The 25,409-nt window shown below is 45.8% G+C and carries 23 protein-coding genes and 2 pseudogenes; 14 read left to right on the forward strand and 11 right to left on the reverse strand.

Features of this window, described 5'->3' with window-relative positions; translation table 11 throughout:
- Positions 1–646 precede the first annotated feature (646 nt).
- The 8 genes and pseudogenes from QGT73_RS12970 to QGT73_RS17430 all read right to left on the reverse strand — a co-directional run bounded on the left by QGT73_RS12970 (position 647) and on the right by QGT73_RS17430 (position 10,754).
- Positions 647–1,216 carry a Swt1 family HEPN domain-containing protein gene (locus QGT73_RS12970; protein WP_280122685.1) on the reverse strand — a complete coding sequence of 190 codons (570 nt, stop codon included), beginning with the start codon at positions 1,214–1,216 and terminating at the stop codon, positions 647–649.
- An 18-nt stretch (positions 1,217–1,234) separates the two neighbouring features.
- The gene (locus QGT73_RS12975; RefSeq protein ID WP_280122686.1) at positions 1,235–1,492 is read right to left on the reverse strand and encodes a hypothetical protein; all 258 of its coding nucleotides are present in this window, start codon (positions 1,490–1,492) and stop codon (positions 1,235–1,237) included.
- A gap of 14 nt (positions 1,493–1,506) precedes the next feature.
- Positions 1,507–2,745 (reverse strand): ATP-binding protein, encoded by a 1,239-nt coding sequence (locus QGT73_RS12980; protein WP_280122687.1) that lies wholly within the window; start codon positions 2,743–2,745, stop codon positions 1,507–1,509.
- Between the two features lie 160 nt (positions 2,746–2,905).
- Positions 2,906–3,244: a type II toxin-antitoxin system HicB family antitoxin gene (locus QGT73_RS12985; protein ID WP_135993392.1), complete on the reverse strand. Its 339-nt coding sequence runs from the start codon at positions 3,242–3,244 to the stop codon at positions 2,906–2,908.
- A 503-nt stretch (positions 3,245–3,747) separates the two neighbouring features.
- Positions 3,748–5,022: a sigma-54-dependent transcriptional regulator gene (locus tag QGT73_RS12990; RefSeq protein ID WP_280122688.1), complete on the reverse strand. Its 1,275-nt coding sequence runs from the start codon at positions 5,020–5,022 to the stop codon at positions 3,748–3,750.
- A gap of 71 nt (positions 5,023–5,093) precedes the next feature.
- Positions 5,094–6,428, reverse strand: coding sequence for a TolC family protein (locus QGT73_RS12995; protein WP_280122689.1), 1,335 nt, complete (start codon positions 6,426–6,428; stop codon positions 5,094–5,096).
- A 13-nt stretch (positions 6,429–6,441) separates the two neighbouring features.
- The gene (locus QGT73_RS13000) at positions 6,442–9,624 is read right to left on the reverse strand and encodes an efflux RND transporter permease subunit (RefSeq protein WP_280122690.1); all 3,183 of its coding nucleotides are present in this window, start codon (positions 9,622–9,624) and stop codon (positions 6,442–6,444) included.
- Positions 9,621–10,754, reverse strand: a pseudogene (locus QGT73_RS17430) (efflux RND transporter periplasmic adaptor subunit). The gene QGT73_RS13000 and the pseudogene QGT73_RS17430 overlap by 4 nt, the downstream one beginning before the upstream one ends.
- A 340-nt stretch (positions 10,755–11,094) precedes the next feature.
- On the opposite strand from QGT73_RS17430, the gene QGT73_RS13010 reads away from it, so the two are divergent.
- Both QGT73_RS13010 and QGT73_RS13015 read left to right on the forward strand, forming a co-directional pair.
- Entirely contained in the window at positions 11,095–12,114 is a 1,020-nt protein-coding gene (locus QGT73_RS13010; RefSeq protein ID WP_425278402.1) for a sensor histidine kinase, read from the forward strand.
- 13 nt (positions 12,115–12,127) lie between these two features.
- Positions 12,128–12,886 (forward strand): LytR/AlgR family response regulator transcription factor, encoded by a 759-nt coding sequence (locus tag QGT73_RS13015; RefSeq protein ID WP_280122691.1) that lies wholly within the window; start codon positions 12,128–12,130, stop codon positions 12,884–12,886.
- A 244-nt stretch (positions 12,887–13,130) separates the two neighbouring features.
- On the opposite strand, the gene QGT73_RS13020 is transcribed toward QGT73_RS13015, so the two are convergent.
- Positions 13,131–13,481: a hypothetical protein gene (locus QGT73_RS13020; RefSeq protein ID WP_280122692.1), complete on the reverse strand. Its 351-nt coding sequence runs from the start codon at positions 13,479–13,481 to the stop codon at positions 13,131–13,133.
- Positions 13,478–13,912 carry a DUF3408 domain-containing protein gene (locus QGT73_RS13025; RefSeq protein WP_280122693.1) on the reverse strand — a complete coding sequence of 145 codons (435 nt, stop codon included), beginning with the start codon at positions 13,910–13,912 and terminating at the stop codon, positions 13,478–13,480. The genes QGT73_RS13020 and QGT73_RS13025 overlap by 4 nt, the downstream gene beginning before the upstream one ends.
- A gap of 1,151 nt (positions 13,913–15,063) precedes the next feature.
- Between QGT73_RS13025 and mobA the strand changes: the two genes are divergently transcribed.
- The 3 genes from mobA to QGT73_RS13040 all read left to right on the forward strand — a co-directional run bounded on the left by mobA (position 15,064) and on the right by QGT73_RS13040 (position 16,341).
- Entirely contained in the window at positions 15,064–15,489 is a 426-nt protein-coding gene (mobA, locus tag QGT73_RS13030) for a conjugal transfer protein MobA (protein WP_123400224.1), read from the forward strand.
- Between the two features lie 277 nt (positions 15,490–15,766).
- The gene (locus QGT73_RS13035; RefSeq protein WP_280122694.1) at positions 15,767–16,051 is read left to right on the forward strand and encodes a helix-turn-helix domain-containing protein; all 285 of its coding nucleotides are present in this window, start codon (positions 15,767–15,769) and stop codon (positions 16,049–16,051) included.
- Positions 16,048–16,341: a helix-turn-helix domain-containing protein gene (locus QGT73_RS13040; protein ID WP_280122695.1), complete on the forward strand. Its 294-nt coding sequence runs from the start codon at positions 16,048–16,050 to the stop codon at positions 16,339–16,341. The genes QGT73_RS13035 and QGT73_RS13040 overlap by 4 nt, the downstream gene beginning before the upstream one ends.
- A 63-nt stretch (positions 16,342–16,404) precedes the next feature.
- Here QGT73_RS13040 and QGT73_RS13045 read toward each other — a convergent pair whose 3' ends face one another.
- Positions 16,405–17,640 carry a site-specific integrase gene (locus QGT73_RS13045; RefSeq protein ID WP_280122696.1) on the reverse strand — a complete coding sequence of 412 codons (1,236 nt, stop codon included), beginning with the start codon at positions 17,638–17,640 and terminating at the stop codon, positions 16,405–16,407.
- A 991-nt stretch (positions 17,641–18,631) separates the two neighbouring features.
- On the opposite strand from QGT73_RS13045, the gene QGT73_RS13050 reads away from it, so the two are divergent.
- The 9 genes and pseudogenes from QGT73_RS13050 to QGT73_RS13090 all read left to right on the forward strand — a co-directional run bounded on the left by QGT73_RS13050 (position 18,632) and on the right by QGT73_RS13090 (position 25,184).
- Positions 18,632–19,813 carry an AAA family ATPase gene (locus QGT73_RS13050; RefSeq protein ID WP_280122697.1) on the forward strand — a complete coding sequence of 394 codons (1,182 nt, stop codon included), beginning with the start codon at positions 18,632–18,634 and terminating at the stop codon, positions 19,811–19,813.
- A gap of 11 nt (positions 19,814–19,824) precedes the next feature.
- Positions 19,825–20,409 (forward strand): RloB family protein, encoded by a 585-nt coding sequence (locus QGT73_RS13055; protein ID WP_280122698.1) that lies wholly within the window; start codon positions 19,825–19,827, stop codon positions 20,407–20,409.
- A gap of 7 nt (positions 20,410–20,416) precedes the next feature.
- Positions 20,417–21,433 carry a DUF2971 domain-containing protein gene (locus tag QGT73_RS13060; RefSeq protein WP_280122699.1) on the forward strand — a complete coding sequence of 339 codons (1,017 nt, stop codon included), beginning with the start codon at positions 20,417–20,419 and terminating at the stop codon, positions 21,431–21,433.
- Positions 21,434–22,277: 844 nt separating this feature from the next.
- Complete coding sequence (locus tag QGT73_RS13065; protein WP_280122700.1) at positions 22,278–22,493, forward strand: hypothetical protein; 216 nt, start codon at positions 22,278–22,280, stop codon at positions 22,491–22,493.
- A gap of 12 nt (positions 22,494–22,505) precedes the next feature.
- Positions 22,506–22,943 (forward strand): PcfK-like family protein, encoded by a 438-nt coding sequence (locus QGT73_RS13070; RefSeq protein ID WP_280122701.1) that lies wholly within the window; start codon positions 22,506–22,508, stop codon positions 22,941–22,943.
- 11 nt (positions 22,944–22,954) lie between these two features.
- Entirely contained in the window at positions 22,955–24,286 is a 1,332-nt protein-coding gene (locus tag QGT73_RS13075) for a PcfJ domain-containing protein (RefSeq protein WP_280122702.1), read from the forward strand.
- Positions 24,287–24,339: 53 nt separating this feature from the next.
- Complete coding sequence (locus tag QGT73_RS13080; RefSeq protein WP_280122703.1) at positions 24,340–24,597, forward strand: hypothetical protein; 258 nt, start codon at positions 24,340–24,342, stop codon at positions 24,595–24,597.
- Between the two features lie 11 nt (positions 24,598–24,608).
- Positions 24,609–24,856: pseudogene (locus tag QGT73_RS13085) on the forward strand (DUF3873 family protein).
- Positions 24,857–24,866: 10 nt separating this feature from the next.
- A complete protein-coding gene (locus QGT73_RS13090; protein WP_280122704.1) occupies positions 24,867–25,184 on the forward strand; it encodes a hypothetical protein in 318 nt (105 codons plus the stop codon).
- The last annotated feature ends 225 nt before the right edge of the window (positions 25,185–25,409 follow it).

Below are 25,409 nucleotides of genomic sequence, written 5' to 3' on the forward strand. Positions count from 1 at the left end.
TTTATGGATCTGCATTCAATCGTCGAGACAACCAAGAAGCACGGCAACTCGCCCTACAACGCAATCCTCGCCCTTTTCTAAACGGCGACTACATCGGCGCGTCCGCTGAATAGTTACAATGGAATATTCTAAAAAAGAAAGTGCAGACAGGTGGTTGACAAGCCGGATTCAGAGTTTGGCATACTTTGACAAAAGTGCTGTAATGTCTGCATACTGTTCCCTCTGAAGCTCCTTCAGGGAGCAGGGATAAAGTAGTCACAATCGGCGCAAAATATTGAAATGCAGTCAACTAATCCCTAAAAAGGGAGCAATTTCAGTATAAAATTCTTTGCTCCCTTTTTGCACACCGGATATTGCCGTATATTGCGCCGATTTGGGGTAGGAGGCAAAAAGCAAAACCTCCGAAAAACGTTGATTTTCAGAGGTTTTCTTCGATTTGATAAATCTTATCGTGATCCGCCTGGAGCTGCGGAATATCGTTGTAACTAAGTAGTATTCAGAATATTGTAATGCCTCGCTTTCCGTTGTTCACGAATTGCACACGGCATTATTTCAATGTTCTGCCCCATTATTTCCATTGGGATTACAAAGATACAAAATTATATTGTCTTATAAAAACGATCAGAAATAAATTTTTGATACGATTTCAGATATGACTCCCAATTTGTTTAACGATTTGTTTGTAATAAAGAGCAACCATATCTTTCTCATCGTCTCCAGCGTAGCTATTGTGTGCGATTAAGCATCGAACTTTGTAAAGCTCCTCAATTTTGGTTGATATCCACCCCTGACTTGGAAAGTAAGCTTTAAAATACTCCCAATTATTTTGAATTAATTTAGCTAAATCTATAAAATCCAAATAATATATGTCTTTATCACCACGAAGCGGTAACCACTTATTTTGACTCTCTTCTTTTTTTCGTGTGGCAATTCCTTTCGCAATGTCGTTTGGAACAGAAATCAAAGAAAAATAATTGTCGCCTAAAGCATTTGACAACACGGTATCAATAAAGTTTCGCAATGAGTTCTCAATGCAATATAATGTCACATATAATTCTGACATTTCCTTACCTTTCTGTTTAACATCATCAGAAAGAATGTCTAATTTACTATTGTTAGCTGTTGAAATAATATCGTTCAATATATCGTGCTGCCCAATACTCAGGGAAGGAGATATGTTAATCTTCATAACATCATATCCTGCGTTTGGAGGCATAACTGTTTGGCAGACCTTTTATAGTATGTTCTTAGCTTCAGGGAGCAACGAAGCGTTAGAGGCAAAGACATCTTTGGGAATATAGAAATTTACAGTTGTGTACATCGCATTCCATCTCTTTTGTGAGAATGTACTACTATCTGAAATTTCACAGTAGCCATCTCTAAGGAGATGATAATATCCGGTATCCCTATACTGAATATCATGAGCAAGTATTGACATTACGGCATCGAAGAAAACTTTATCTTCCGGTAATTCATATGTAAAGTCACTCATATTTATTTTTACTATTAAAACTTATTGGCGGTAATTGCTGAAATTAATTCATTTTTCCACTCGATTTTTTCTTCTTGCGAATTGGTGATAACAAGGAGGTTGTCGCAGTGGAGTTCTTCGGCGGCTTCGACGAGGGCGTCGAGTTCGCGTTTGCGGGTTTTCTCGGAGGTCATGTCGTAGCAGACTTGGATCAGTTGCTCGACCTTTGTGCCTTTGCGGGTAACGAAGTCTATCTCTTTATCGTTGCGTGTGCGGTAATAGAACAGTGTTTTACCAGGAATATAGCCACGGCGCAGCAATTCTACAAACACTTGATTCTCCAGCAGTCTGCCGAGGTTTTCACTGAGGTTGAAAGCCGTGCTTCGCACAAAGCCGTTGTCAACCACATACACTTTTTTAGGTGCTTTAGTCATCAATTTCAGTTTGTTGTTGAAGCGCGGCAAGTAGAAGAACAGATACGGTTCTGCCAGATAGTCACAAAATTTCTTTGTAGTTGCGACGCTTGACAACCCAAGCTCTCCGGCAAGGTCATTGGCAGATATAGGATTGCAGAAGTTGGAGAGCAGGTAGGTGGCAAGATTGTATAGGTCAGTTGTGTTCCTCACCTTATGGCGTTTGGCTACATCTTTCAGCAGGATGGAATCAAACAGCGTCGAAAGATAACTTTTGGTGATGCTACGTGCCGGTATTGTTTCCGGGTAACCGCCGTTGCGCATATAGTCATCAGCAAGCGTTATAGCCTGCGCAGCCTGTTCTTCCAGTTGCGGACTGATATTCTTCCAATTCATCGTTTCTTCAAGGCTGAACGGCAGCATCTCAATCTGGAGATAACGCCCTGTAAGGACGGTAGCCATTTCGCGACTCAACATATTGGCATTGCTGCCAGTGATTACGAGGTTCTTGCCTCGTCGGTAGAGTTTGCTGACCCACAGATCCCAGCCGGGAAGATTCTGGACTTCATCAAGCAGCATGAAGTCATAGCCGGGATAGACATCTTCAAGTGCTGACATCACCAAGTCTTCATCCCACTTTTCAAGCAACTGATTGTCGTCGAAATTGAGATAAGCGAAATTCCTACCTTGCAGCATAAGCAGGGCAAAAACCGATTTACCCACTCGGCGAGGCCCGGTTATAAGTTTGATAAGCGGATTTAGCAACAGTTCGTCGGCGTCATACCTTGTATGCCGTTGCTGATAAGGGCGCGACATCAGTTCGTCACGCTCTGCCTGCTGATTGAGTATCGTCGTTTTCATCGCAATCTGTTTTTAGACTGCAAATATAGCTAATTTTATTCAGTTATATCTCTGTATTGAATAAAATAGGCAATATTTTATTCAACAAGCTTCTGCCAATTGGCTATTTTAATATAACATCTTGTTGACTTCGATAGAAGCTCAATGCGTTTGAATCATCTCAGAGCATGGCTGCAATCTGTTTTTCCACAGCCGTGCGTATGAACGAGTTGATTGATACTCCAGCCTGTTTTGCGAGGTAAGCTACACGGGAGTGGATATCGGGGGTAAGACGCACGTTCAAAGAGCCGGAATAGCTTTTGTGAGGCTCTATTCCTTCTTCGGCGCAATATGCAAGGTAATCGTCAACCGCCTCATGAAAGGCGTTGGTGAGTTCCGCAACGCTCTCGCCCTCGAAATTTACAAGTCCGTCAATGCCTTCAATTTTACCGAAAAATACATTATCGGCTTCGCTGAATGCTACCGAGCCTATAAAATCCTTATATTTCAGTGTATTCATATCAATCCTTCATTGTTAAGATAATCATAAACCTGTTTCATCACATATCCCTTGATAATATTGCCGGGATGGGGTTTGTGAAGCATTATGGGCTTCAAACTTTCTTTTGTTCCCATTCATTTTATTTTGGCATAAATGTAACTATTTTTCAGTTGCAAAACAAGTCTATGATACGGAAAGTTCGCGGCATTGACGATGAAAGGTGTGATAAATAATTAATAGAGATAGGATACAACATGAATTGGATCAGATAAGGTAGAAAAATAGCGTGCTAATCACAGTTCATAAGTGAAGGCTCTGGTAAACCCGTGTAAGAGAACGTGATAGCACGCTATGCTTGCGCATAGCACAACTTCCACGCATTTGCTCTTACAAGTTCCAATGTACCAGATTTTCACTTAAACAAAATGCGGTGTTATGTTATGATGTATGTTATAAACGATTGGCTCTCCAATCGCTACTATTTCAAAATCACTGCAAAGTTAGTTAATTTTTATGAGCTGTCAAACCTCCGGCTCGCCCTTCTTGCCGATGCGGTGTTTCTTACGCTGTTCTATCAGAGCGCGTTCCGATATTCCCAACAGCTTTGCCGCGCCTGTCCAAGAACCACTGCGACGGTACGCCTCTATGATTTTTTCCTTGTCTTTTTGCGGCTTGCGCAGAATAAGGCTGTCATCTGCATCAGGCTCCGACTGGCTGAAATTGAGGTCTGTCGCCGATATTACATCTGTTTTTGAATGGAATGCGGCATAGAGGACGGTATCTTTCAGTTCCCTTACGTTGCCGGGCCACGGGTGTAATTTCAACGCTTTGACTGCCGAGGCATCGAGCTTTTTCCTGTGCTGTTCTCTGCTGTGGGCAAAATGTGTCAGGAAATAGTCTGACAACGGCACGATGTCTTCGGTCACCTCCCGTAATGGCGGTACTGTTACGTCAACCTGTCGTAGTGTGTAGAACAGATTTGGGCGGAACGTCTTTTCAGACACCATACGGCGCAGTTCGGGATCTGCGGTGCATATAACCCTCACATTCGGATGCTCGTTTTCAAGTATGTGCAGAAGCACCGATTGTTTCTCGAAGTTCAGCAACTGCACGTTCTTGATGATGATTGTACCGCCGTCAGCCTTCTTGAAGTACCCTTCCATCCGGTTTAGCACTTCGCTGCGCAGATTTGCAGGGTCGTGTTTGCCGACAAGTGCCGCACCGCCGGCTTCTATGACGGTGCATGGCTTTTGTGAACGTGAACTGAGCCTGTAAATCTCTTTTGCAATCTGCTCTTTTCCAGAACCGCATTCGCCGAAGATGACGGCATTGACATCCGTCGCGGCAATATTTCTTATTGCCCGCTCAATCCCGGCAAACGCCTCGCTTTGGCGAGGGATAAGCTTGTCAGGGAGCAACAGCGTTGTTCTGCCCGGTCTTGCATACCTGCCCACTGTTTCGACAAGCTGCTTGTCCATTGCCGGACGCTGAATAATGTTGACGGCACCTCCGTCTTTCATCACATCGGCAATATCCAATGGGTTGAGATTGTCCACTATGGCGACTACGGGAAATCCGTATCCCTCCGTCTTCTGCCAGTTGATTAACTCCTGTGCTGTGCCACGGACGAATGTCATCGCCGCAACGATAACTGCGCCCGGTGGCAGTTTCGCCATCTCGTCCTTTGCTGCCTCCATAGTCTCGACTGCAATCGGCTCATAGCCGGACTTGACAAGCAAGCCCGCCATGAGCCGACGGTCAGATTCGGAGGCATCTACAATTAACACCTTGTTCATATAATATTGATTAATATTGGGGTATGTTCATTGGGATACATTTTTATTGTCATTTTCAATTTCAAGTTATATCATCTGCCGCCTCCGAGAGCGTGATAAAGGGTGATGATTCCGGCAATTTCATCGTATCGGCATTGCACCTCTGTCTGTCGGGCGGCGAGTAATGCCTGTTGCGCCGTCAGGACTTCGAGGTAGTTTGTCGGGGAATGACGCATCAGCAGTTCGGTTTTGTCCACAGCATCGGTCAGCAATCCAATCTGTTCCTTTATCAGCACGCTCCGTTCTCTTGCCGCAGAGATGTCGCTCAGAGCGTTGTTCACCTCGTTTCCGGCATTGATAAGCGACTGGTTGAACTGCAATAACGCTATCTCGCGCTCAGCATCGGCTATTTTGTAATTCGCCCGAAGTTGCCCACGGTTGAATATCGGCTGCACAAGCTGTCCGACCGCGTTGAGAAGCCATTGTCCGGGATTGATAACGACACCGCCGTTATTGGTGAATCCGATTGTTCCGCCAAGTGTAAGCGAAGGGTAAAACGATGCCCTTGCCACCCCGACACCATAGTGCGTCCTCGCCACTTCCATTTCAGCGGCCCTTACATCGGGACGGTTGGAAAGTAGTTGGACAGGGAGTCCGACCGAAAGATTATCAGTGAAAAAGATCTCATCCATACTGCCGCGTCGGATTTCGCCGGGAGCCTGTGCAATCAGCGACGACAGAGAGTTTTCAACTTCCTTCCGGCTCTTCTCCATCGCCACTATATCAGCCTGCAAGCCCGCCCGGTTGGCTTTGGTCTGAAGTATGCCAGCCTCATTCGCCATGCCTGCGGTTTTCAGCAGTTCCATAACACGGATTGTCTCATCCCAGTTGGCGAGCGTCGATTTTGCTATCTCCACCTGACGGTCAAGCATCAGCAGAGAGTAATAGGATGTGGCTACAGTGGCTATGAGCTGTGTCCTTACAGCCTGTGCCTGTTCCGATGCCGACACCGCAGCAGCCGCAGCCTCGCGTTTGGCGGCTGTCAGTTTGCCGAATATGTCAATCTCCCACGACGCGTTGACACCGATATTATATGTCTTTGTTGTCAGTCCGTCATATCGGGAGACATTGCCGTCCGCGCCAAAATTCAGCGACGGGAAATATGCCAGTTTAGCCGCACCAAGAGAGGCAAGAGCCTGACGGGTGCGCAATCCGGCTACATTATAATCGGTATTGCGAACAAGAGCTGTGCCGATAAGCGACTGAAGACAGGGGTCGTTGAACAGCGTTTTCCAGTCCATTGACGCTATGGATGCCGTATCGGTCTGAGTAATCTCTACACCGTACAGGTTGTCGGGTACAGATGATACCGGCCGGTATTTGCGGTAGGCCCCGCAGGAGGTGAGCAGACCTCCTGCGATAGCCATACATATTAACATTCTATTTTTCATCTTCTTTATTCTGATTTTTGAGATTGGCAACCCTTTCAAGCTCCGCGCTCAGTGCCCAGTCAGGGTTCTTAGGTTCGACAGGGCTGAAACGTTCCTGAATCTTCTGGAACACCATCCACAGTGCCGGCACGAGGAAAAGCAGTGTCAGTGTGCCTACAACCATACCGCCGACAGCACCGGTTCCGAGAGTAGAGTTGCCGTTTGCGCCCACGCCCGATGCGAACATAAGCGGAAGCATACCGAATATCATTGTCAGTGCCGTCATCAGAATCGGGCGCAGACGCGCCTTTGCGGCACCGACAGCCGCCTGTTTAAGCGTCATGCCGCTCTTGCGACGCTCTCCGGCATACTCCGTGATGAGGATTGCGGTCTTTGCAAGAAGACCGATCAGCATGATAAGTCCTGTCTGGAGATAAATGTTGTTCTCAAGCCCGAACAGTTTTGCGAACAGGAAGCTGCCCATAAGTCCGCAGGGTATCGAGATTATGACCACCAGCGGCAGGAGCAGACTCTCGTAAAGTCCGGCGAGAATAAGGAACACCAGCGTCGCGCAGATCGCGAATATTATTATTGCATTGTTCCCTGTGGCAGACTCCTCGCGGCTTATGCCTCCGAGTTCGTAACCGTAGTTTCTCGGCAACACTTTTTCGGCGGTCTCTGCTACAGCACGCAGCGCGTCGCCGGAGCTGTATCCGGCGGCAGGGGTACCGTTGACCGCAATCGAGTTGTAGAGGTTGAAGCGCGAAATCGACTGAGGCCCGTAGGTTTTGGTGAGGGTGACAAACTGCGAAAGCGGAGCCATCTCGCCGTTGCCGGTGCGAACATAGAAATGCTTTGCCGACTCCGGGGTGACACGGGTTGCCGGGTCAGCCTGCAACATTACGCGATACAGCTTGTTGAAGCGGTTGAAATTGGACGCATAGTTGCCTCCGAAATATCCCGCCATTGTTGACAACACCTGAGCCGGGGTTATGCCGACGCGCTCACATTGCGCGGCATCGATGTCAACCCAGTACTGCGGATACAGAGTATTAAAAGCCGAATATGCCATCTCTATTTCAGGACGGTTGTTCAATTCCGCAACAAATTCATCTGCCACATCCTTGAACTTATTCAGGTCACCTCCGACTTTATCCTGAAGATAGAGATCAAATCCGTTTGTCATGCCGTAGCCGGGTATCATCGGGGGAGTTGCCACAAAAAATTCCGCATCCGGAATTGAGTCGGCAAGCGCATATATCTGTTCAACAATAGCCCCCGCGCTTTCGGACGGGTCCTTACGTTCATCCCAGTGTTTCAGCGACAGGAAGAATAAACCCGAAGTCGGGCCTGAGCCTGAAAAAGAGAAGCCACCCACACCGCCGCGGTGGTCTATGCCGGGAATCTCCGACAGCTTACTGTCAAAGTCACGGATTGTCTGCAATGTCTTTTTAGATGATGTGCCGGTCTTTGTGTTCAGCGACACCATTACAGTGCCGGTGTCCTCATCGGGAACAAAACCTGAAGGAGTTATCCGCATCAGCCATACAAGCAGACCTATGCCGACGGCAAGCACTGCGAAAGCTACGGCAGGGCGACGTACGAAAAACAGTACTCCGTTTTTATATCTTTCGACAATGGCGGCGAACGCTGCATTGTATGCCTTGCGCACTTTTGCCGAAAATCCTTTATCTCCATCGGCAGGGCGCATCATAAGGGCGCACAAAGCCGGCGACAGTGTGAGTGCGTTTACGGCGGAGAGTCCTACCGCGACAGCCATAGTTATACCGAACTGTTTGTAGAAAGTGCCCGATGTGCCGCCCATCATGGATGTAGGAATGAACACTGCCATGAATATTATTGTCGAGACAACGATTGCAGATGTTATGCCTCCCATCGCGTCATTTGTAGCCATATACGATGATTTGTAGCCTGAGTCGAATTTTGACTGTACTGCCTCCACCACAATTATGGCGTTATCGACCACTGTGCCTATGGCGAGCACAAGAGCAAACAGAGTCAGAAGATTGATGGAGAATCCGGCGACAGCCATAAATCCGAATGTACCGATGACAGACACAAATATGGCGAGAGTCGGTATCAGTGTCGCCTTAAAATCCTGAAGGAAGAAGTACACGACGAACACCACCAGCAATATGGATATTGCCAGCGCCCATACCACTTCGTATATCGAGGCATAGAGGAAGCGGTTTGAATCGCTCATGGTCACGAACTCAAGCCCTGCCGGGAGTTCTGCGGCGCAGTCTTCAAGCACCTTGTCGATTTCGTTGATGACAGCCGAGGCATTGGAGCCGGCAGTCTGATAAATAGTCATCAATGCTCCCGGCTTACCGTTGAGCATTGTCTCGAAGTTGTAATCCTCGTCGCCAAGCTCAATGTCGGCAATCTCTTTCAGCCGGAGGATATCGCCGTTCGGAAGTGATTTCACAACAATATCACCGAACTGTTCGGCTGTCGTGAACCGGCCTCGGTATTTCATGGTGTACACATTGGCGTTGTCGTGGTTCTCTCCAAATGAGCCCGTCGCCGCCTCGATGTTCTGCCCGGCAAGGAGGGTGGCTATATCATCAGGTATAAGTTTGAACTGAGCCATTCTGTCGGGTTTGAGCCAAAGGCGCATACTGTATTGCGAACCGAAAAGCTGCACCTTGCCCACACCCTGTACTCGTTTGATGCGCGGCTCGACATTGATCTTGATATAGTTGTTGAGGAACTGCTTGGAATAGCGGCCTTCGGGGTCATACAATGCAAAGGTCTTGAGTTCGGCGTTCTGTTGTTTCTCGGTTGTTATACCTACTTGCACTACCTCTGATGGAAGCAGACTCTGCGCCGTAGCCACACGGTTCTGTACGTTCACCGCTGCCATGTCGGGGTCTGTTCCCTGCTTGAAATATATCATGAGCGACGCGTTTCCATCGTTTGACGCTTCAGATGTCATGTATGTCATGCCCTCCACACCGTTGATGGCTTCTTCCAGCGGAATGACAACGCTTTTCTGCACAGTCTCGGCGTTGGCTCCGGGATAGGTTGTCCACACGTTTACCGTTGGAGGAGCGATGTCCGGATATTGTTCCACCGGCAATGTGGCAAGCCCCACAAAGCCGAGAAGCACGATTGTGACCGAAATGACTATTGAAAGTACAGGACGGTCGATAAAGAATTTCAGATTCATCTCTTATCCTCCCTTGTCTTTAATGCCTGACCGTCGCGCAATGAGCCGACACCTTCTGTCACAATCACATCTCCGTTCTCCAGACCGGAAAGCACTATGTACTCATTGCCGTCGTTGAACGCTGCTACCTTTATTTCAACCGACTCTGCCGTGTTGTCTTTCACCCGGTAGGCATATACCTTGTCCTGCACCTCGTATGTGGCGTTCTTGGGAATAACGATGACATTCCGTTCGCTGTGTGGCATCACTACATTGCCGACACTACCGCTCAGAAGCTGCCTGTCAGGATTATGAAACACCGTTTTCACCTATACCGCCCCAGTCTGTGGATTCACCACTCCGCTCAGTGTCTCAATCTGTCCCCGGTGCGGGTATTCGCTTCCATCGCTGAGGGTGAGGGACACCGGAGGAAATGAGGCAAGCACCTTGTCGCGGGAACCGTGCCTGCGCATCATTCCCTGCAATTCTTTTTCAGAGACGGAGAAATACACCCACATCTCGGCATTGTCGCTAACCGATGTGAGCGGCTGTGTCATCTGGGGCGACACGAGGGTGCCGACACGGTAAGGAAGGGTGCCGACCACACCCTTTACCGGGCTCCGCACTTCGGTATATGACAGATTGTTGCCGGCATCGACCAGCGAGGCTTTCGCCTGTTCGAGCGTAGCCTCGGCGGTGGCGAGAGCGTTCTGCGCCGTCTGCAACTCATATTCAGAAATCACCTTGCCTTCAAACAGAGCCTTTTTGCTGTCTCTTTCAAGTCGCGCCGTGGCAACCTGACTTTCGGCGGCATGGACGTTAGCAGTCGCCATTCGCACAGCAGCCTGATAGGGCACCTGATCAATCACGAAAAGAAGCTGCCCGGCATTCACTTCCTGTCCTTCCCTGACGCATATACGCGTAATCTTACCCGAAATCTGCGGATAGATCTCCACATCCTGCCGCCCTTCTATTGTGGCGGAATAGCTTTCATTGATTGTGACGGAATCAGTATAGGAAACCGTCATTACAGGCAGTTCACGCGTTTCCTCCTGCACTGTCTGTTGTTTGCATCCGACAGCCGCAAATATAGAGCCGACGGCGAGCAGTGGACAAAGCCTTTTTGTCCACGTGTGATTTGATGAATTCATTTTATCAGTTAGTTCAATATGTTCTTTTCAGGGTGCAAAAATACTTCGACACCTCAGCAACGGAAAGAACTTTCTGAATGAACCGTGCAAATTGGGGGTTGAACTGTACATATTCGGAGTTGAACTGTACATAGCTCTTTTCGAAGGATTATAATATACCGGTATCCACTCATGTACAGTTCAACCTCTGTTTTGGCGGGTTTAATACTTATTTTGGCGGGTTCGCTCCGTTTTGTCTATGACAACGACCATTTATGATGTAACTTTGCAAAACGAAAAACTGATATCCTGCATTGAGATGATGACTGAAACCACAAAAATACTAAACTGGAAAAACGGTATGATCCTGTCTGCCGTCTCCTACGTCATGTATATGCTCATGTGGATGTTTCTTGACGCCAATACATTCAGTCAGATATGCACGATGATGGCAAGCGATTTCCTGTTTGATATATTGTTGTGTTTCGTGTTCACCTATACATCGTTGGGATTCTGCTACCTGCTGTTCCGTTATTCTCCATTCAAAGTCTCATACCATTGGATGATTATACTTGCCGGATGTATCCTGCTGTTCAACAATCTTGTCGCATTCGGTATGGTGAAGCTGTTTGCCTGTATATGGGGCGGAAGCGGGAACACATTGATTGACGAACTGATTAATATGAAAGGCTGCTACACATTCGCGATGATATCCACTTTCATATCAAGCGTATATGCCAATGCCTTCTATATGAGGTCAATCATAGAGGCACGTAATGAAAAACAGGCTCTTGAACTGGCTTTGATGAAAGAGAAGGAGATTGCATTGCAGTCTCAGCTTAATTCTTTGAAAATGCAGATAAACCCGCATTTCCTTTTCAATAATTTCAGCACTTTGTATGAACTTATCGAAAGCAAGGCCGACAACGCCTGCGATTTCCTGTCGCATCTGTCAAAGGTTTACAGGCATATTGTCAGAAATCTCAACGTCAATCTGATTGATATCAGGGATGAATTGAAGTTTCTTGATTCCTACATCTATCTCATGAAACTGCGGCATGGCGACGGTATTGCAATAAGCATCGACCCGGATCTCAGGAAATCAAACGGTAAAATTCCTCCGGCATCATTGCAACTGCTGGTCGAGAATGCGATAAAACATAATGCCATTTCGCCACAAAAACCGTTGCTGATAAGCATAGTGCTTGACGACGACCGTATGGTGATAAGAAATATCAAGCATCCGCTGGTGTCCCCGCCTGTGGAATCGACAGGTATAGGTCAGACCAATATCATAAACCGCTATGCCTTGCTGAGTGATAAGAAAATACAGATTGAGGACGCCGAACATTATTACTCGGTAAGTCTGCCATTGTTATAAACACAAAACAGATATGAACATTCTTGTCATAGAAGACGAAAAACATAATGCCGACAGACTGATAAGGCTGCTTGAAGACACTGTTGAAGATGCGCGTGTGCATGGACCTCTGGCAAGTGTTGCTGAAACACGCGATTTCTTGAGGAAATCCCCTGCAATAGACCTTATACTCGCTGACATCAGGCTTACTGACGGACTGAGCTTTGACGGATTACAGGGCATCCCGGATAATGTGCCTGTGATTTTCACCACGGCATACGATGAATATGCCCTGAAGGCATTTAATTATAATGGTATAGCATATCTGCTTAAACCGGTTGAAAAAGATGAGCTTGTCGAGGCTATCGAGAAAAGCCGGCGGATGTTCACACCGACTTCAGCCACAAAGGAAATAGCCGAGATTTACCGGCTTTTGCAAAGTAGGTCAGAAGCGTACAGGCAGCGTTTTCTTATCGCTGACAAAGATGGTTATATAACAATACCGGTCTCTGATATAAGCTATATTTCCACTGAATCAGGCACTACACGGTTATTTATGAAAAATAATAAACAATATACCGTGGACATGTCGCTTGATGATATTGACACGCAGTTGGATCCGGCGCAGTTCTTTCGTGCCACGCGTCAGCAGATAGTGAACATAAATTCTGTACGTCGCGTGTCTAACTGGTTCAATCGTAGAATAAAGATTATTGTAGCAGAGTATCCCGACATTGAGGTTGTGGTGGGCAGAGAAAAAGTAGCCCGCCTCAAACAATGGCTCGACAGATAAACAAATCGTAGTATTTTGTATCTACAACAGCAACTCGATTACGATTGGGAAGTGTCTATAAGACAGCGTAGATTACTATAATTCAAAAAGGAGTTTAATCCTTTAACTTAAACATGAATTATTAGCTCAATCATAATTTCTATACTATATAAGAGAATCGCAAAATTCCATACCAAAATGAGTACCCCTGTCACTGTAAAGATGTGACAGAGGTATTCATGCAGTCTTTATTCCATTGTTGAGCCTACAATTTCGGGCTCGTACTACGGTTGCATATTTGCCAGTTAGAATCGGCGCGGAATCCTCCGAGTGGAGTGGAACCGCACCATCCGATTATTATGCGCGGACTTAATGGCTCTCGCTGGCGATAGCCGGAAGCCACAGGTTCGGCGACCATTGTTTCTTTCTGTCCTGTTGCTTGAGACTGGTTATCTCTTACTTCGACCCTCTGGGTATCGGACTGCTGCTTATTCTCAACGCCGTCCTGTTCCTCCTTGTTGACTCCAATGCGGTCGTCCGGCACTTCGTGGGTGTGTGCAAGTTCGGCGGTAATCTTGCGATCAAGGGCGGCGAGATCGGATTTGAGGACTTTCAAAGCCGTTTCTTGATTATTGCTTCGTATCGCTCGAAGTGTTCTGCCAGCACGTTGTTGACAAACGATTTGATTGAACACGGCGAACCATTCTCATAGGAGATAATACGTTTGATTTTCTGAATGAAGTCGGGATTGATTTCGACCATCAGAAAACGCAGTTTCGGACGCAGATATGCGGTGTTCGCTATATATTTCTGCCGATACTCGCTTTCTGCATTAACCGAGGTAACCGATGTGGTCTTGTTTACAGGATCGGGCTTTGGCGGTTCTGTTTTACTTTCAGTCGGTTGTGCCTTGACCTCCGACTGCGGATTTTCAGATGTTTTTCCCTCTGTGGATTTCTTTTTCATTGAAGATATTCCGGACGGATCATCACGGAATGAGCGGATGAATTCATCCGGGTCGATATCAGACTCATATACTTTGGCCATAGTGCATTGTTTAAGGGTTGATGGTTGGATAAGAGCATAGCGGTAGCCGTCAGCGTATCTCCTGACACGGATAGACCGGGCTTCTATCGGCAGAGCGTGTTGCCGGCATCGTCTAATGCTTGGTATAGGGTACAGCTTTCTCCGTCGCTTATGGGCGATCTTCCTCCGCTGTCGGGAGGGCATCGGCTGATTAGACCGGGGTTGGATATCGTCGTGTCATTGTCATAATTCTTTAATTGTTTATGGATTAAGTGGTAGTTTACAATCTATATACCTATGGCTGTATAGCCATGAAGTTACTATAGATAGTAAGTATATTATTCCTTTTATACTTTGGTTATTCCTTTGGATAGATGATAATTAAGGATAATACAAATGTCGTAATGCATGTAGTTCTATTATAAATACCAAGGATTGAACTCTGCAAAAGGATATGGTATATTCCTTTATCATATCTATCTTTCAAAATTACCAATGTACTCCGGCAAGATTTATGAACATTACTGCGGTTCGTTGGATAGTTCCTGAATAGTGTCTGAAATTTGAACTCCTTGAAGGCAGTAGTATCCGTCAATCTCTATATAAAGATACAAAATATTTTTCAAAAAGTTTCATGGTAATTTTTACAGCTAATCCCATCTTGACCAAGTATGTCCGGCTATGTCCACGTTTTTCCCCATTTTTCCCCGGATTTCCCGAAAACCGGGCTGAATTTTTAACATTTCTGAGGCAAAGTTTTTTTCATGTTGCCAGCAATCGGCTCTTCCAATCCGACATAAAGCATCGGAATTTCGCCCCAATTTTTTCTCGCTGTTTGTTATTGCTGAGAAATTTTCGTAACTTTATATAAGCACCAAGGGGCTGAACACCCTCCGCAGGCATTGAAATAAGGCGTGAGAGTACAACTTTCGTACACCTTAAAGGCAAACCGGGCCGCCAATTAGGGCATAACTCCTTATTTCATAATAGTCAGGATGTACGTCCGTACATAGCAAGGTGTCTTTTGGGTTCCCCAAAAGGTTTCGGGTAACTCCGGTTCCCACGAAACAACCTTGCTATGTGGAGGCTGTCCTCCAAAGTCGGACATCCCAATTCCAAACCTGCGGTTGGCAGAGGCTCCGCGATGCACCACCACTTTAATCCACACTTTTATGACAAATCTATTTTGTAAAGGCGGACGACCGCCGGTTGCCAACAAGTGCAGCCACCATGTCAAAGTCAGCTTTGACGATCTCGAATGGGATGAACTCACCAGAATGATGGAGAAAGCCAACGCGACCGTAAAGGCCACTTTCATCAAGCAGCTCATCTTCGGCAAACCCTTCAAGGTGCTTGTCGCCGACAAATCTCTTGCGGTTTACTGCGCAAAGCTTTCGGAGTTTTTCGCCCAATACCGCACAATCGGGGTAAATTACGACCTTACAGTCAGAACCCTCAGAGAGAATTTCACCGAGAAAAAAGCGATGACACATCTATACAAGTTGGAGAAAGCCACCATTGAGATGATAGGTGTCATGTCGCAGGTAATGTCGTTGTCGGAAAAATTCGAGCAGCAATGGTCGCTAAAATCTCGATAGGCTCATCGCTCTACGGGGCGTTGTCGTACAACGGCATGAAAGAGTTGCGTCGGCGTATGCAGCGCAAAAAGAAACGAGGGCCATGCCATCGGTTTTGACTGATTTTCCGTGTAATAGCATGGAAATACGGAAATAAATCGCTAACTTTGCCACTGAATCGCAGTCATAAATTTTTGATTGTGGATTTAGTGGTGAGTCGGCGGGAGGGATACCCGCCGACTTTTTCAAACCTTATCCCACGAACCACCACTATATAATCCACTTAATCCACAAATTTATGGACACAATTGAAGTTGAGCGAGAAGTATTCGACGCACTGATTAAACGTGTCGATTTTCTCCACAAAACCGTCAAGGCGTTGTATGACGAGCTGCGTGACAAGAAATTGTCGGACTGGCTCAATACCAAGCAGACCTGCGATTATCTCCACATCTCCGAAAGGAAGCTACGCGCACTGAAAGAGCGCGGCAAGATAGGGTTCTCCCATATCGGCAGACTTTCGCAGTTCAAGGGCAGCGACATCACCCGGCTTATCGTGAGGGAGAAAGGAGCGGGGCAATGAAAGAAACAATAACCGCCACCGATCCGCGCATAATGCGGCTGACCGCACAGACCGATGACATCACCACAATGTGCCTCCGGCTTCGGGAAGAATACCACCCGTTGCTCCATGGCAAGCGGTTCATTACCGACGCCATGCTGTCTGAGCTGCTCGGAGTAAGCCGACGCACCACGCAGGACTACCGCGACAGGGGAATAATCCCATACTACCGGCTTGACGGCAAAATCCTCTATGCAGAGGAGGATATTGAAGCCTTCCTGCAATCCAACTACCGACCCAAATTCGACTGAAACAAAAACGGCAGCCAAGCTGATAGCCCGGTTGCCGTTATTATTCTTTCTCACTGCCTGCTGTCAGTTCATCATGGCGCAGTCAAACTTGTTGCGCATTGTTGCCATATCCTCATATATGGTCTTGTCCTGCATTTTAGCGTAAATCTGAGTTGTCCGTATGTCGGAATGACCGAGCATCTTCGATATGCTTTCAATCGGAACATGGTTACTCAGCGAGAGTGTTGCGAAGGTATGACGACCGATATGCGAGGTCAGGTGACGGTTAATTTTTGCCAAATCCGCCACCTCTTTGAGATAGGCATTCATGCGTTGGTTGGAAATGACCGGCAGTACCACCCCTTCCAACAAAACTTTCGGGTGGTTACTGTATTTCTCAATCAGACGGCGGGGAACATCAAGCAGGGGAATAACGCTCAGTTCTCCCGTTTTCTCCCTGTGCTTGCGTATCCACATCCGACCGTCAGCGTCGGTGGTGATGTCTGTGCGTTTGAGCGACTTTATGTCGCAGAACGCCAGCCCGGTGAAGCAGCAGAATACGAAAGTGTCACGCACAGCCTCCACGCGTGGATAAGCTTTTAAGTCCAGATCCATCATACGTTTCAACTCGGCTTCGGTCAACGCCTCCCGGTCTGCGACGGTACGTTTGAAACGCTTGCCGAGGAACGGATCTTCCGAAGCCCATTTGTTGGCGATTGCGTACTGCATCACGTTCTTCAGGTAACGCAGATAGCGCACTGCGGTATTATTTGCCGCTTTTTTGTTCATGCGCAGGAAGTGTTCAAAATCCTGCACGAATCCTTTTGTCACATCCTTGACCGGAATGTCAGTCACATTTTGCGTCAACTGCATAAACTCTTCCAGATAGGTGACACAGCGCACCCAACGCTCGTATGTGGCTTTCCCCATGTCGCCGCGTTCATATTCGGCGCGTCGCTGTTCGTTTGCCATGCGGAATACCTCGCAGAGCATTTTGGGCTTCTCGACAGTGCCGAGGAAATGGTCTCGCAGTATTTTCGGATTTACCATCTTCCCCTCGCGCACAAGCATATTGTGTATTTCGAGGAAGCGGGCTTTCACAACCTCGATATACTTGTTAAGTTCGAGGTCTCGGCGCGAACGGCCTTTGGACATGGCGCGCTTCTGATCCCAGTTCTCAGGGGCGACACTGCGTCCGAGGTTCATTCCCGAAATCTGACCGCTCACGGTGATGCGGACGAAGATTGGATACTCGCCGTTGCGGAGGGCGCGGGCTTTCCTTGCTATGAAAGACAAGGTGAAATAAGAATCATGTAACATAGTTTGAAATTGTGGTTTAATGGTTACATAAATATAATCATTTTCGCCCAATTTCACAACAGGCAAGAGCAAGGAAATCAACGCCGTATCGCAAATCCAGTGAACACTTCCGTGAACAGGAAGAAACTTCCGGATTTTGTTCACGAATTATTGTTCTGCAATTTCGTCGTATTTCACCGTTCTGCCCACTTGTTCACGATTGAACATAATCACAAACTCGGCTGAACATAGATAAAAGAGTTAAAAACAAGGCTAAATTAACAGTCGCGTAGTTAAAAGCTCCAATTGATGTTAAATTTCACCAGAAATCAACTCCTAATTCCCGAAAAGTGGGGATCTGAACCCTGTGAAAAGTATAAAAGCCCCACTTTTGAAACAGTAAATCGCAGAAAAGCGCAGAAGGATAGAGGATTACAAATTCGGTACTTAAATCGTGAACAAAACTGTTCACGCCGGAGGCTGTTCACGAATTGCACACCGCCATACCTCACAATGTTCACGATTCTGCCGGATAGGGGTATTACAAAAATCGCTGAAACTATCTTAGTTTCAGCGATTTGCGGCATCTTGCCGATTTGTTCTGTGATCCGTCTGGTCTCTGTAACACAAACGTATGTTATATGATTATCAATATCTTAGCTCTCTGAAAATCGCGGCACTCCCTCTTTGCGCACCCCGATATTTCAATGTTCTTCTTCGTTTACTTTGCAAAGATAATAATAATTCGCTGATTTTCGGCGATTAAGAGCGTTAAATAACCCTTATTTATTGCCCCGTTTTTCACTAATACTTGCTCCCTCGTATATTTGACGGTGTATTTATAGACTTAATTTTGCTCCCTCTCGCCTCATTATAATGGACGCTGATTGTGTTTTGATTTCCATTTTGGCGATATTTAAGCTAATTCAGAGATTAAAAACCGAAATATTCCGGTTTTATTTTGGAAACGCCGCAAATAATAGCTAACTTTGCCATATCAAAGCCACATATAATGATACAAGAGCTGAAAATAAAAAATTTCAAGTCCTTCCGTGACGAAGTTGAACTAAGTTTCGAGCCTTCGGGAGATGACCGTTACAACAGTGTTGTAACCATGCCTGACGGGGTGCAGTTACTCCGTTTTGCAGTTGTTCTCGGAGCCAATGCCAGCGGCAAATCTAATCTTTTGGATGCCGTTGAGTTTCTTCGTGAATTTTGGAATAATATCCCTGCCACAAATGATGATGGAACAAATGTCCAGCCATTCCTTATGCGGAAGTCGGCTTTGTCGTATGACACGGAGATTGAGATCAAACTGTATGTGGACGGCATACGTTACTGGTATCAGCTTACGGTGAATCCAGAAAAGGTATGTCGTGAGGCACTGTTTGTCTATCTCACAAATCGCCCGACAAAGGTGTTTTGCCGAGAGGACGTACAGGGCGTATCAAAGCTGACATTCAATTCAACTGTCGCCAAGCTCTCTCCGGCAGAGGTGGATATTCTGACAATGAACTGTCTGCGAAATATGTCGGTTCTTGCCGTATTGAAAAAAGTCAATATCGCCGTGCCTTATCTTGATAATATGCGCCGTTGGATTGACAGCCGGATGCTTCCTTTGCAGAGTGGTTCGCTTTCATCATTATCGCAGGGAGCAAAGAAGATGATTGCAGACAGCGAGGATTTCAGGGAATACCTGATGCAGTTCGCACAAGAGGCTGATTTCAATATATCCGACATCAAGATACAGAAAATGGCTGCATTGTTCGGTCATACCATAGAGGGAGAATCCGGAAGTGAGAGCTATGTTTTGCCCGAAAACTGCCAGAGTACGGGTACAAAGCGTATGGTTGAATTGGAGTCACTTATATATACACAATTGAAGCGGCAGGCTTTTCTGTGCATTGATGAGATTGAGGCTTCAATGCACCCCAATCTGATGGAATACATACTTGCCAAATTTATAAATACTCCGGACAATCAATCACAACTGCTTGTATCGACTCACTATGATCCGATATTGAAAGATATTGATGATTTGTTTGGCAAGGATTCCGTATGGTTTACTGAAAAGGGTAAGGACGGCAATACCACACTGTTTTCTCTTGTTGATTTCAAAGGGCTTAACAAGCTGTCTTCAATTCATCGGGCATATATGAACGGTCAGTTTGGCGCATTGCCGAATGTATTGTAGGAGGTAAGGTTATGGCACGAAGAATAAAGGAGCGTAAACTCAAAAATCCGACAATCACGATTATCGGAGAAGGAGCAACCGAGCGATACTATTTTACCCACCTCAAAAGGCTGCGTGGATATAACTATGTCTGCAAACCGCGAAATTTCACAGAACAGACTTTTGATGAAATGCAGAAGCAGATAGAACGAGTGCTTGCCGACAATGGAATTGCCGTATGTGTTTTTGATGCAGATGTTACCCGTACACGACCGGCTGAAAAAGCAAAGTTTGAGGATATGAAGCGTAAGTATGCTGACAATCCGGCAGTCATATTGTGTGACAGTATGCCCTCTATTGAGTTCTGGTTTCTTTTGCATTACCTGAACACCAACCGATATTTCGCCACATCGGATGATGTGATTGATGTCCTCCACCGCTATATGCCCAATTTCAGCAAACACCAATCATTCCTCTCAAAAGAAGCATGGGTATCGGAATTATTGAATGATGATAAAATGCGTCAAGCTGCTATTCGCGCGGAAGAATATAGAGAAGGTGAATCATATACAAATCTCCATATTTTGTTTAATGAATTGGATTCCCGAAAATCATGATTAGCGTATGAGAAAAGGATACAAATATCGAGGAGGAATTGGACAGTTTGACAAAGACGGACAATCAATTTTGCATCGTGATATTGCGACACTTGTGAGTAATCAAATATACCTTCCTTTGAAAGACGAACTAAATGATCCTGCGGAGGGAATCTTTAATGATGATAGTATCTATGCTTTCCTACATAGCCATAAAGCACATTCTGCATTAGTAGAAAAATGTTATAATGATATTATTGCTAAAATACGTTCTATGGGAATATATTCTTTGGCTGGGAATGTTTCCAATGAATTGCTTTGGGCGCATTACGCATCCGGTCATACAGGCTTTGCAATAGAATATGATATTGACGGTCTTAAAAAGTCACTAAATTTCAATAAATATTTCCAGAAAGTATTTGATTTGGAAATGTCCTATGTGGATAAAGTTCCGACGTTAACAATGATGGATCTTCCACCTCACGGTAATCTTGAAAGAATTCTAAAAAAGTGTATTGGCACTAAATCGAAAGTATGGAAATATGAAGAAGAAATAAGATTAGCGTTTGATGCGCATGGGTTATTTGATATAGATTATAGAGCCATTACAGGGATTTATTTTGGATATCGAATGGAGGAATCTGAAATTGAATATATAATGGAACAAATGAAAGGTCGAGGCTTATCATACTATAAAATGGAGTTAGATAAGAATTCTTATAGGTTTACACCAGTCAAGATTAAAGATAAGTTCCCTGAAGCTGACAAATATGTTGCAAATGTTGTGGATTATAATATTGATGACCTAATGATTTGTGGTATGCTTTCTGATGACGAAAAGGCGTTACATCGAGAGTCGTTTATCCAGGCGATTGAGAGCATAAAGAATGATCCCAATGTGGAATCCTTCTATTTGGTTACTGTTTCATATGAAGATGGAATTCCATTATTAAAGATATTTGCATATACAATCGCAGGTGTTCCTCCTGTTAAATCTTTTCAATTTAGAATTGATGGAAATGGTGCTGTTTATCAAGTTGATTAAATTGATAAACAATAGGTGTAGTATAAATATCTGCGATTTATAGATTACGATGATAGAGATGTAATTTATGGGAATAAATTACATTCAGCATACAATTTGAGATTAACACAAGGGAGGCCTTACATTTTTGCGATTTTACGGCAATTTTGTTACATAAAATACAGAGTATAGAGCCGATTTTTCACTGCGGAAACGGATAGAGGCGTGGCGGCTCACGGTGTCTGCGTCGGTCGTGCCGTCAGATGGTGACGGTGATCCGGTGGGTCACTGACACCATCCGACCACACTCCGACTATGGGAGAAGGCTACACACCGGTTTGCCTCAACGCCTTGTGAGGATGCTCCGGTGACGTCGCTTCCCTCACAAGACTCCAATCGGCAAATCAGTGTGCCATACGCCTTCTCCTTATAATGAATCTGAGCCGTCACGCCACTATCCGTTTGTTCAAGCCCACGGGAGCAAGAAAGCGTATTCCGCCGATAATTACGCCATGCTCCATGTACGGCGGCATACGCATACTTGCTCTTTCCGAGGCCATTGCTTTTATCTCAACGGTTTCCATTTTTCTTATGTCTGTCGTCCAGTGTCACCCTGCGGGGCTTTGCCGCCTCTATTTTTTATGCAGAGTATAATCTCCATTCAAAGTTTATTCGCTCGAAGTTGATTAACACGACGGTACGGGGTATTCTTTGGCATTCGCGCAAAAAAATCTCCACAGCTCCCGGTGGTCGGTAGTATTTTTTTGTGCAAGTGCCGAACACCCCTTTGCTCCCGTCGTGCCGCAGGGTCAACGAGCGAACAAACTTCAAACAGCGATTATACGCATTAAAAAAATATCGCCTTATGACACTGAACGACAGACATATTAAAAATACGAGCTTCACACCTTCTCCAGCTCATACCGCATTAAAAAAGACGGCTAAGGTGGTGGGGATAGCAGTCGGGGCGGTTGTCGGGATTATTCTTTGGGCGATACTCAGACCGATATTCCGAGGTGTGGGGTGGATAATCTCAATCCTCACCGCAATAGGGATTATCTACTGGATAATGACACTCTAAATATTTACGACTATGGCAACCACAAGAGAAAACAAAGGCACACGAGCCTTTAACAATACTATCAAGGCGTATCTTGAAGAACGAGCCGAGAATGACGCACTGTTCGCAGTCAAGTTTGCAAATCCCTCGAAATCAGTTGAGGAGTGCGTGACCTACATACTAAACTCCGTGCAGAAAAGCGGTTGCAACGGGTTCGAGGACGATGAAATCTTCGGAATGGCAGTCCACTACTGGGAAGAAAGTGAAATAGAGGTCGGCAAACCAATCAACTGCCAAGTGGTGGTCAACCATACGGTAGAACTCACCGAGGAAGAAAAGGAACAGGCACGGCAGGACGCCATCGCAAAACTCCGTGACGAGGAAATGGCGAAAATGCGCAAGCCAATCCAGCCCAAGAAAACGACCGACAACAGAACCCAAGTTGAGCAACCAAGTCTATTCGACTTCTAAAAGATACGACTATGAAACCCAAGACAGCACTACAAAAGCAAGTGGCAAAGGCATCTGCCACCCTGCGCCCACTATCATACTCGCAGAAAGAATGGGCATACAACCATTGTTTTGAACACATCGCCTACCGCACCAAGAGCGGAACGATTACCTGCTCAGACTGCGGACACGTCTGGAAAAGCGGAAAGGGAACGCTTTGCGACACCATTGCAGGGTGCAAATGCCCCAACTGCGGAAAGGAACTGCAAGTGAAAGATACTCTAAAACGTAAGTACGGGCAGACATCATATTTCAGCGTGATTACTACCCACAACGGATTTCAGGTTATCCGAGTGGCGCAGATTAAGAGCGAAAGTCTAAAAGGCAAGCCTGCTAAATATTACTGCAACGAGGTCGTTCAACTCTGGATTTCTACAAACGGCAAAGTTACCGATATGGCTTTATTGCGAGGATTTAATTTCTGCTACTGCGATGTTTGGTCTTTATTCAGCGATATGGAGATAAGACCTCATAACAGTCTTTATGACGATGTGTGCGTTTGGAGCAAGGTATATCCGAAAATGTCAGTTTTGCCACAACTCCGTCGCAACGGCTTCAAGGGCGATTTCTACGGAGTAACACCCGTCAGATTTTTCAAAGGTCTGCTGTCCGACTCCAAGATAGAAACGCTGGTGAAAGAGGGCAAGATTGAGGAAATGAGATACTTTCTCTCAAATCCCGATACCGCCGATGAACTCTGGGCATCATACATCATCGCAAGACGCCACCACTACTGCATCAACAATCTCGGAATGTGGTGCGACTATCTGAAAATGCTGAAAAATCTCGGTCAAGACCTGCGCAATCCAAAAAACATCTGCCCCGATGATTTCATCAAGGCACACGATGAGGCAAGCCGAAGGATAGACGCCAAGAGAGAAAAGGAACGTGCCGAATTGGAGCGTAGATATGAGCAGGAAAGGCGTGAGCGGGAACAGCAAAGACTATTGCGAGAGAAACAGAAAGAGCAGGATTTCATCAACCAAAAATCCAAATTCTTCGGACTGGTAATATCCGACAACGAGATAACGGTAAAGGTTCTTGAAAGCATCGAGGAATACTATGAGGAAGGTAAAACGCAGAATATATGCGTATTCGGTTCAAGCTATTATACCAAAGCCAACTCCCTTATTCTCTCGGCGAGGATAGACGGCAGGATAATTGAAACGATAGAGGTTGATTTGCAGACCCTCACAGTGGTGCAGTGTCACGGCAAAAATAACAAGAACACCGCCTACCACGACCGTATTGTGGATTTGGTGAACTCCAACGCCCGACTAATCAGAGAGAGAATGACCGCATAAATGTTTAATCCGACCTGCGCCATTGCTGGCGCAGGTCACAATACTCACCGATTATGAACGTGACATTTGAACACCCGACCATCATATTTGATGACAGAATAGCCGAAATCATCATAGAGTTTGTGAACCATATTCTCTATGCCGACAGCGAGAAAACGCTACGGCAGATAGTAGCTGATTTTGCCGACAAGTACGACCTTGACCGATACTTCGTATATGGCTTTGGCAGTCACCACCTATGGCTTAAACAAAGGAAGATAACCAACCCAGATATAACATTTGAATACCGGATACTTATTGTAGAATACTAAACAGCAACACTATGGCAACGAGAATGACCACCAACGGAGTAAGCACAACCACCACCCCCGGCACTGAGCAATACGAGGTGTTTTATACCGGCTACCGCTCACATCTCAAGAAACACTACCAATGTGATTACCGCCACACTGACGGAGAGTTATTTTATGTAAAGCTATCCATAAATTATTCTCTTGCGTGGCAGGTACACTCAAAGAGTGCAGACAACGCCGTGATGAATGGCTTAACAAGAAAATCAACAACTCATAATAAAATCGTTATGGACAACCAAGTAGCAAAAATCATACTCCAACAAATCGGAGGGCGCAGGTTTGTGGCAATGACAGGAAGTCACGATTTCATAAATCTCGGCAACAGACTGAGAATGAGCCTTAGCCGTAACAAGACATCGGCTAATAGGTTGGAAATCATCTATGACGAGGGCGCAGACCTCTACGACCTGCGTTTCTACCGTCAGAGTATGAACCACAAGACCTTTGAGGTCAAGACAAAGGACATCAAGAAGATAGATGGTGTATATTGCGATATGTTGGAGGACATCTTCACCGATGTGACGGGGTTATACACCCGATTTTAACCGAACATTTGCCAAGTCGTAATATAGAGAAGGTGGGCTACCTCGTGATGAAGTTGCCCACCTTGATTTTTCAAAAATTTTGGAGGGTGTTGCAGAACTCCTCTGATTAAAGCCTCTGAGAATTGAATATTTTAGAATAATCTGGAATTTTTCGAGATTAGTTCGTATATTCGATTCTCAGGAAGTTGAAAACCGGGCATACACTAAAAAAACAGCGAAAATCGG

Origin of the sequence: Duncaniella muricolitica, from assembly GCF_910574735.1 — a bacterium.
In the GTDB taxonomy this organism is placed as follows: Bacteria; Bacteroidota; Bacteroidia; order Bacteroidales; family Muribaculaceae; genus Duncaniella; species Duncaniella muricolitica.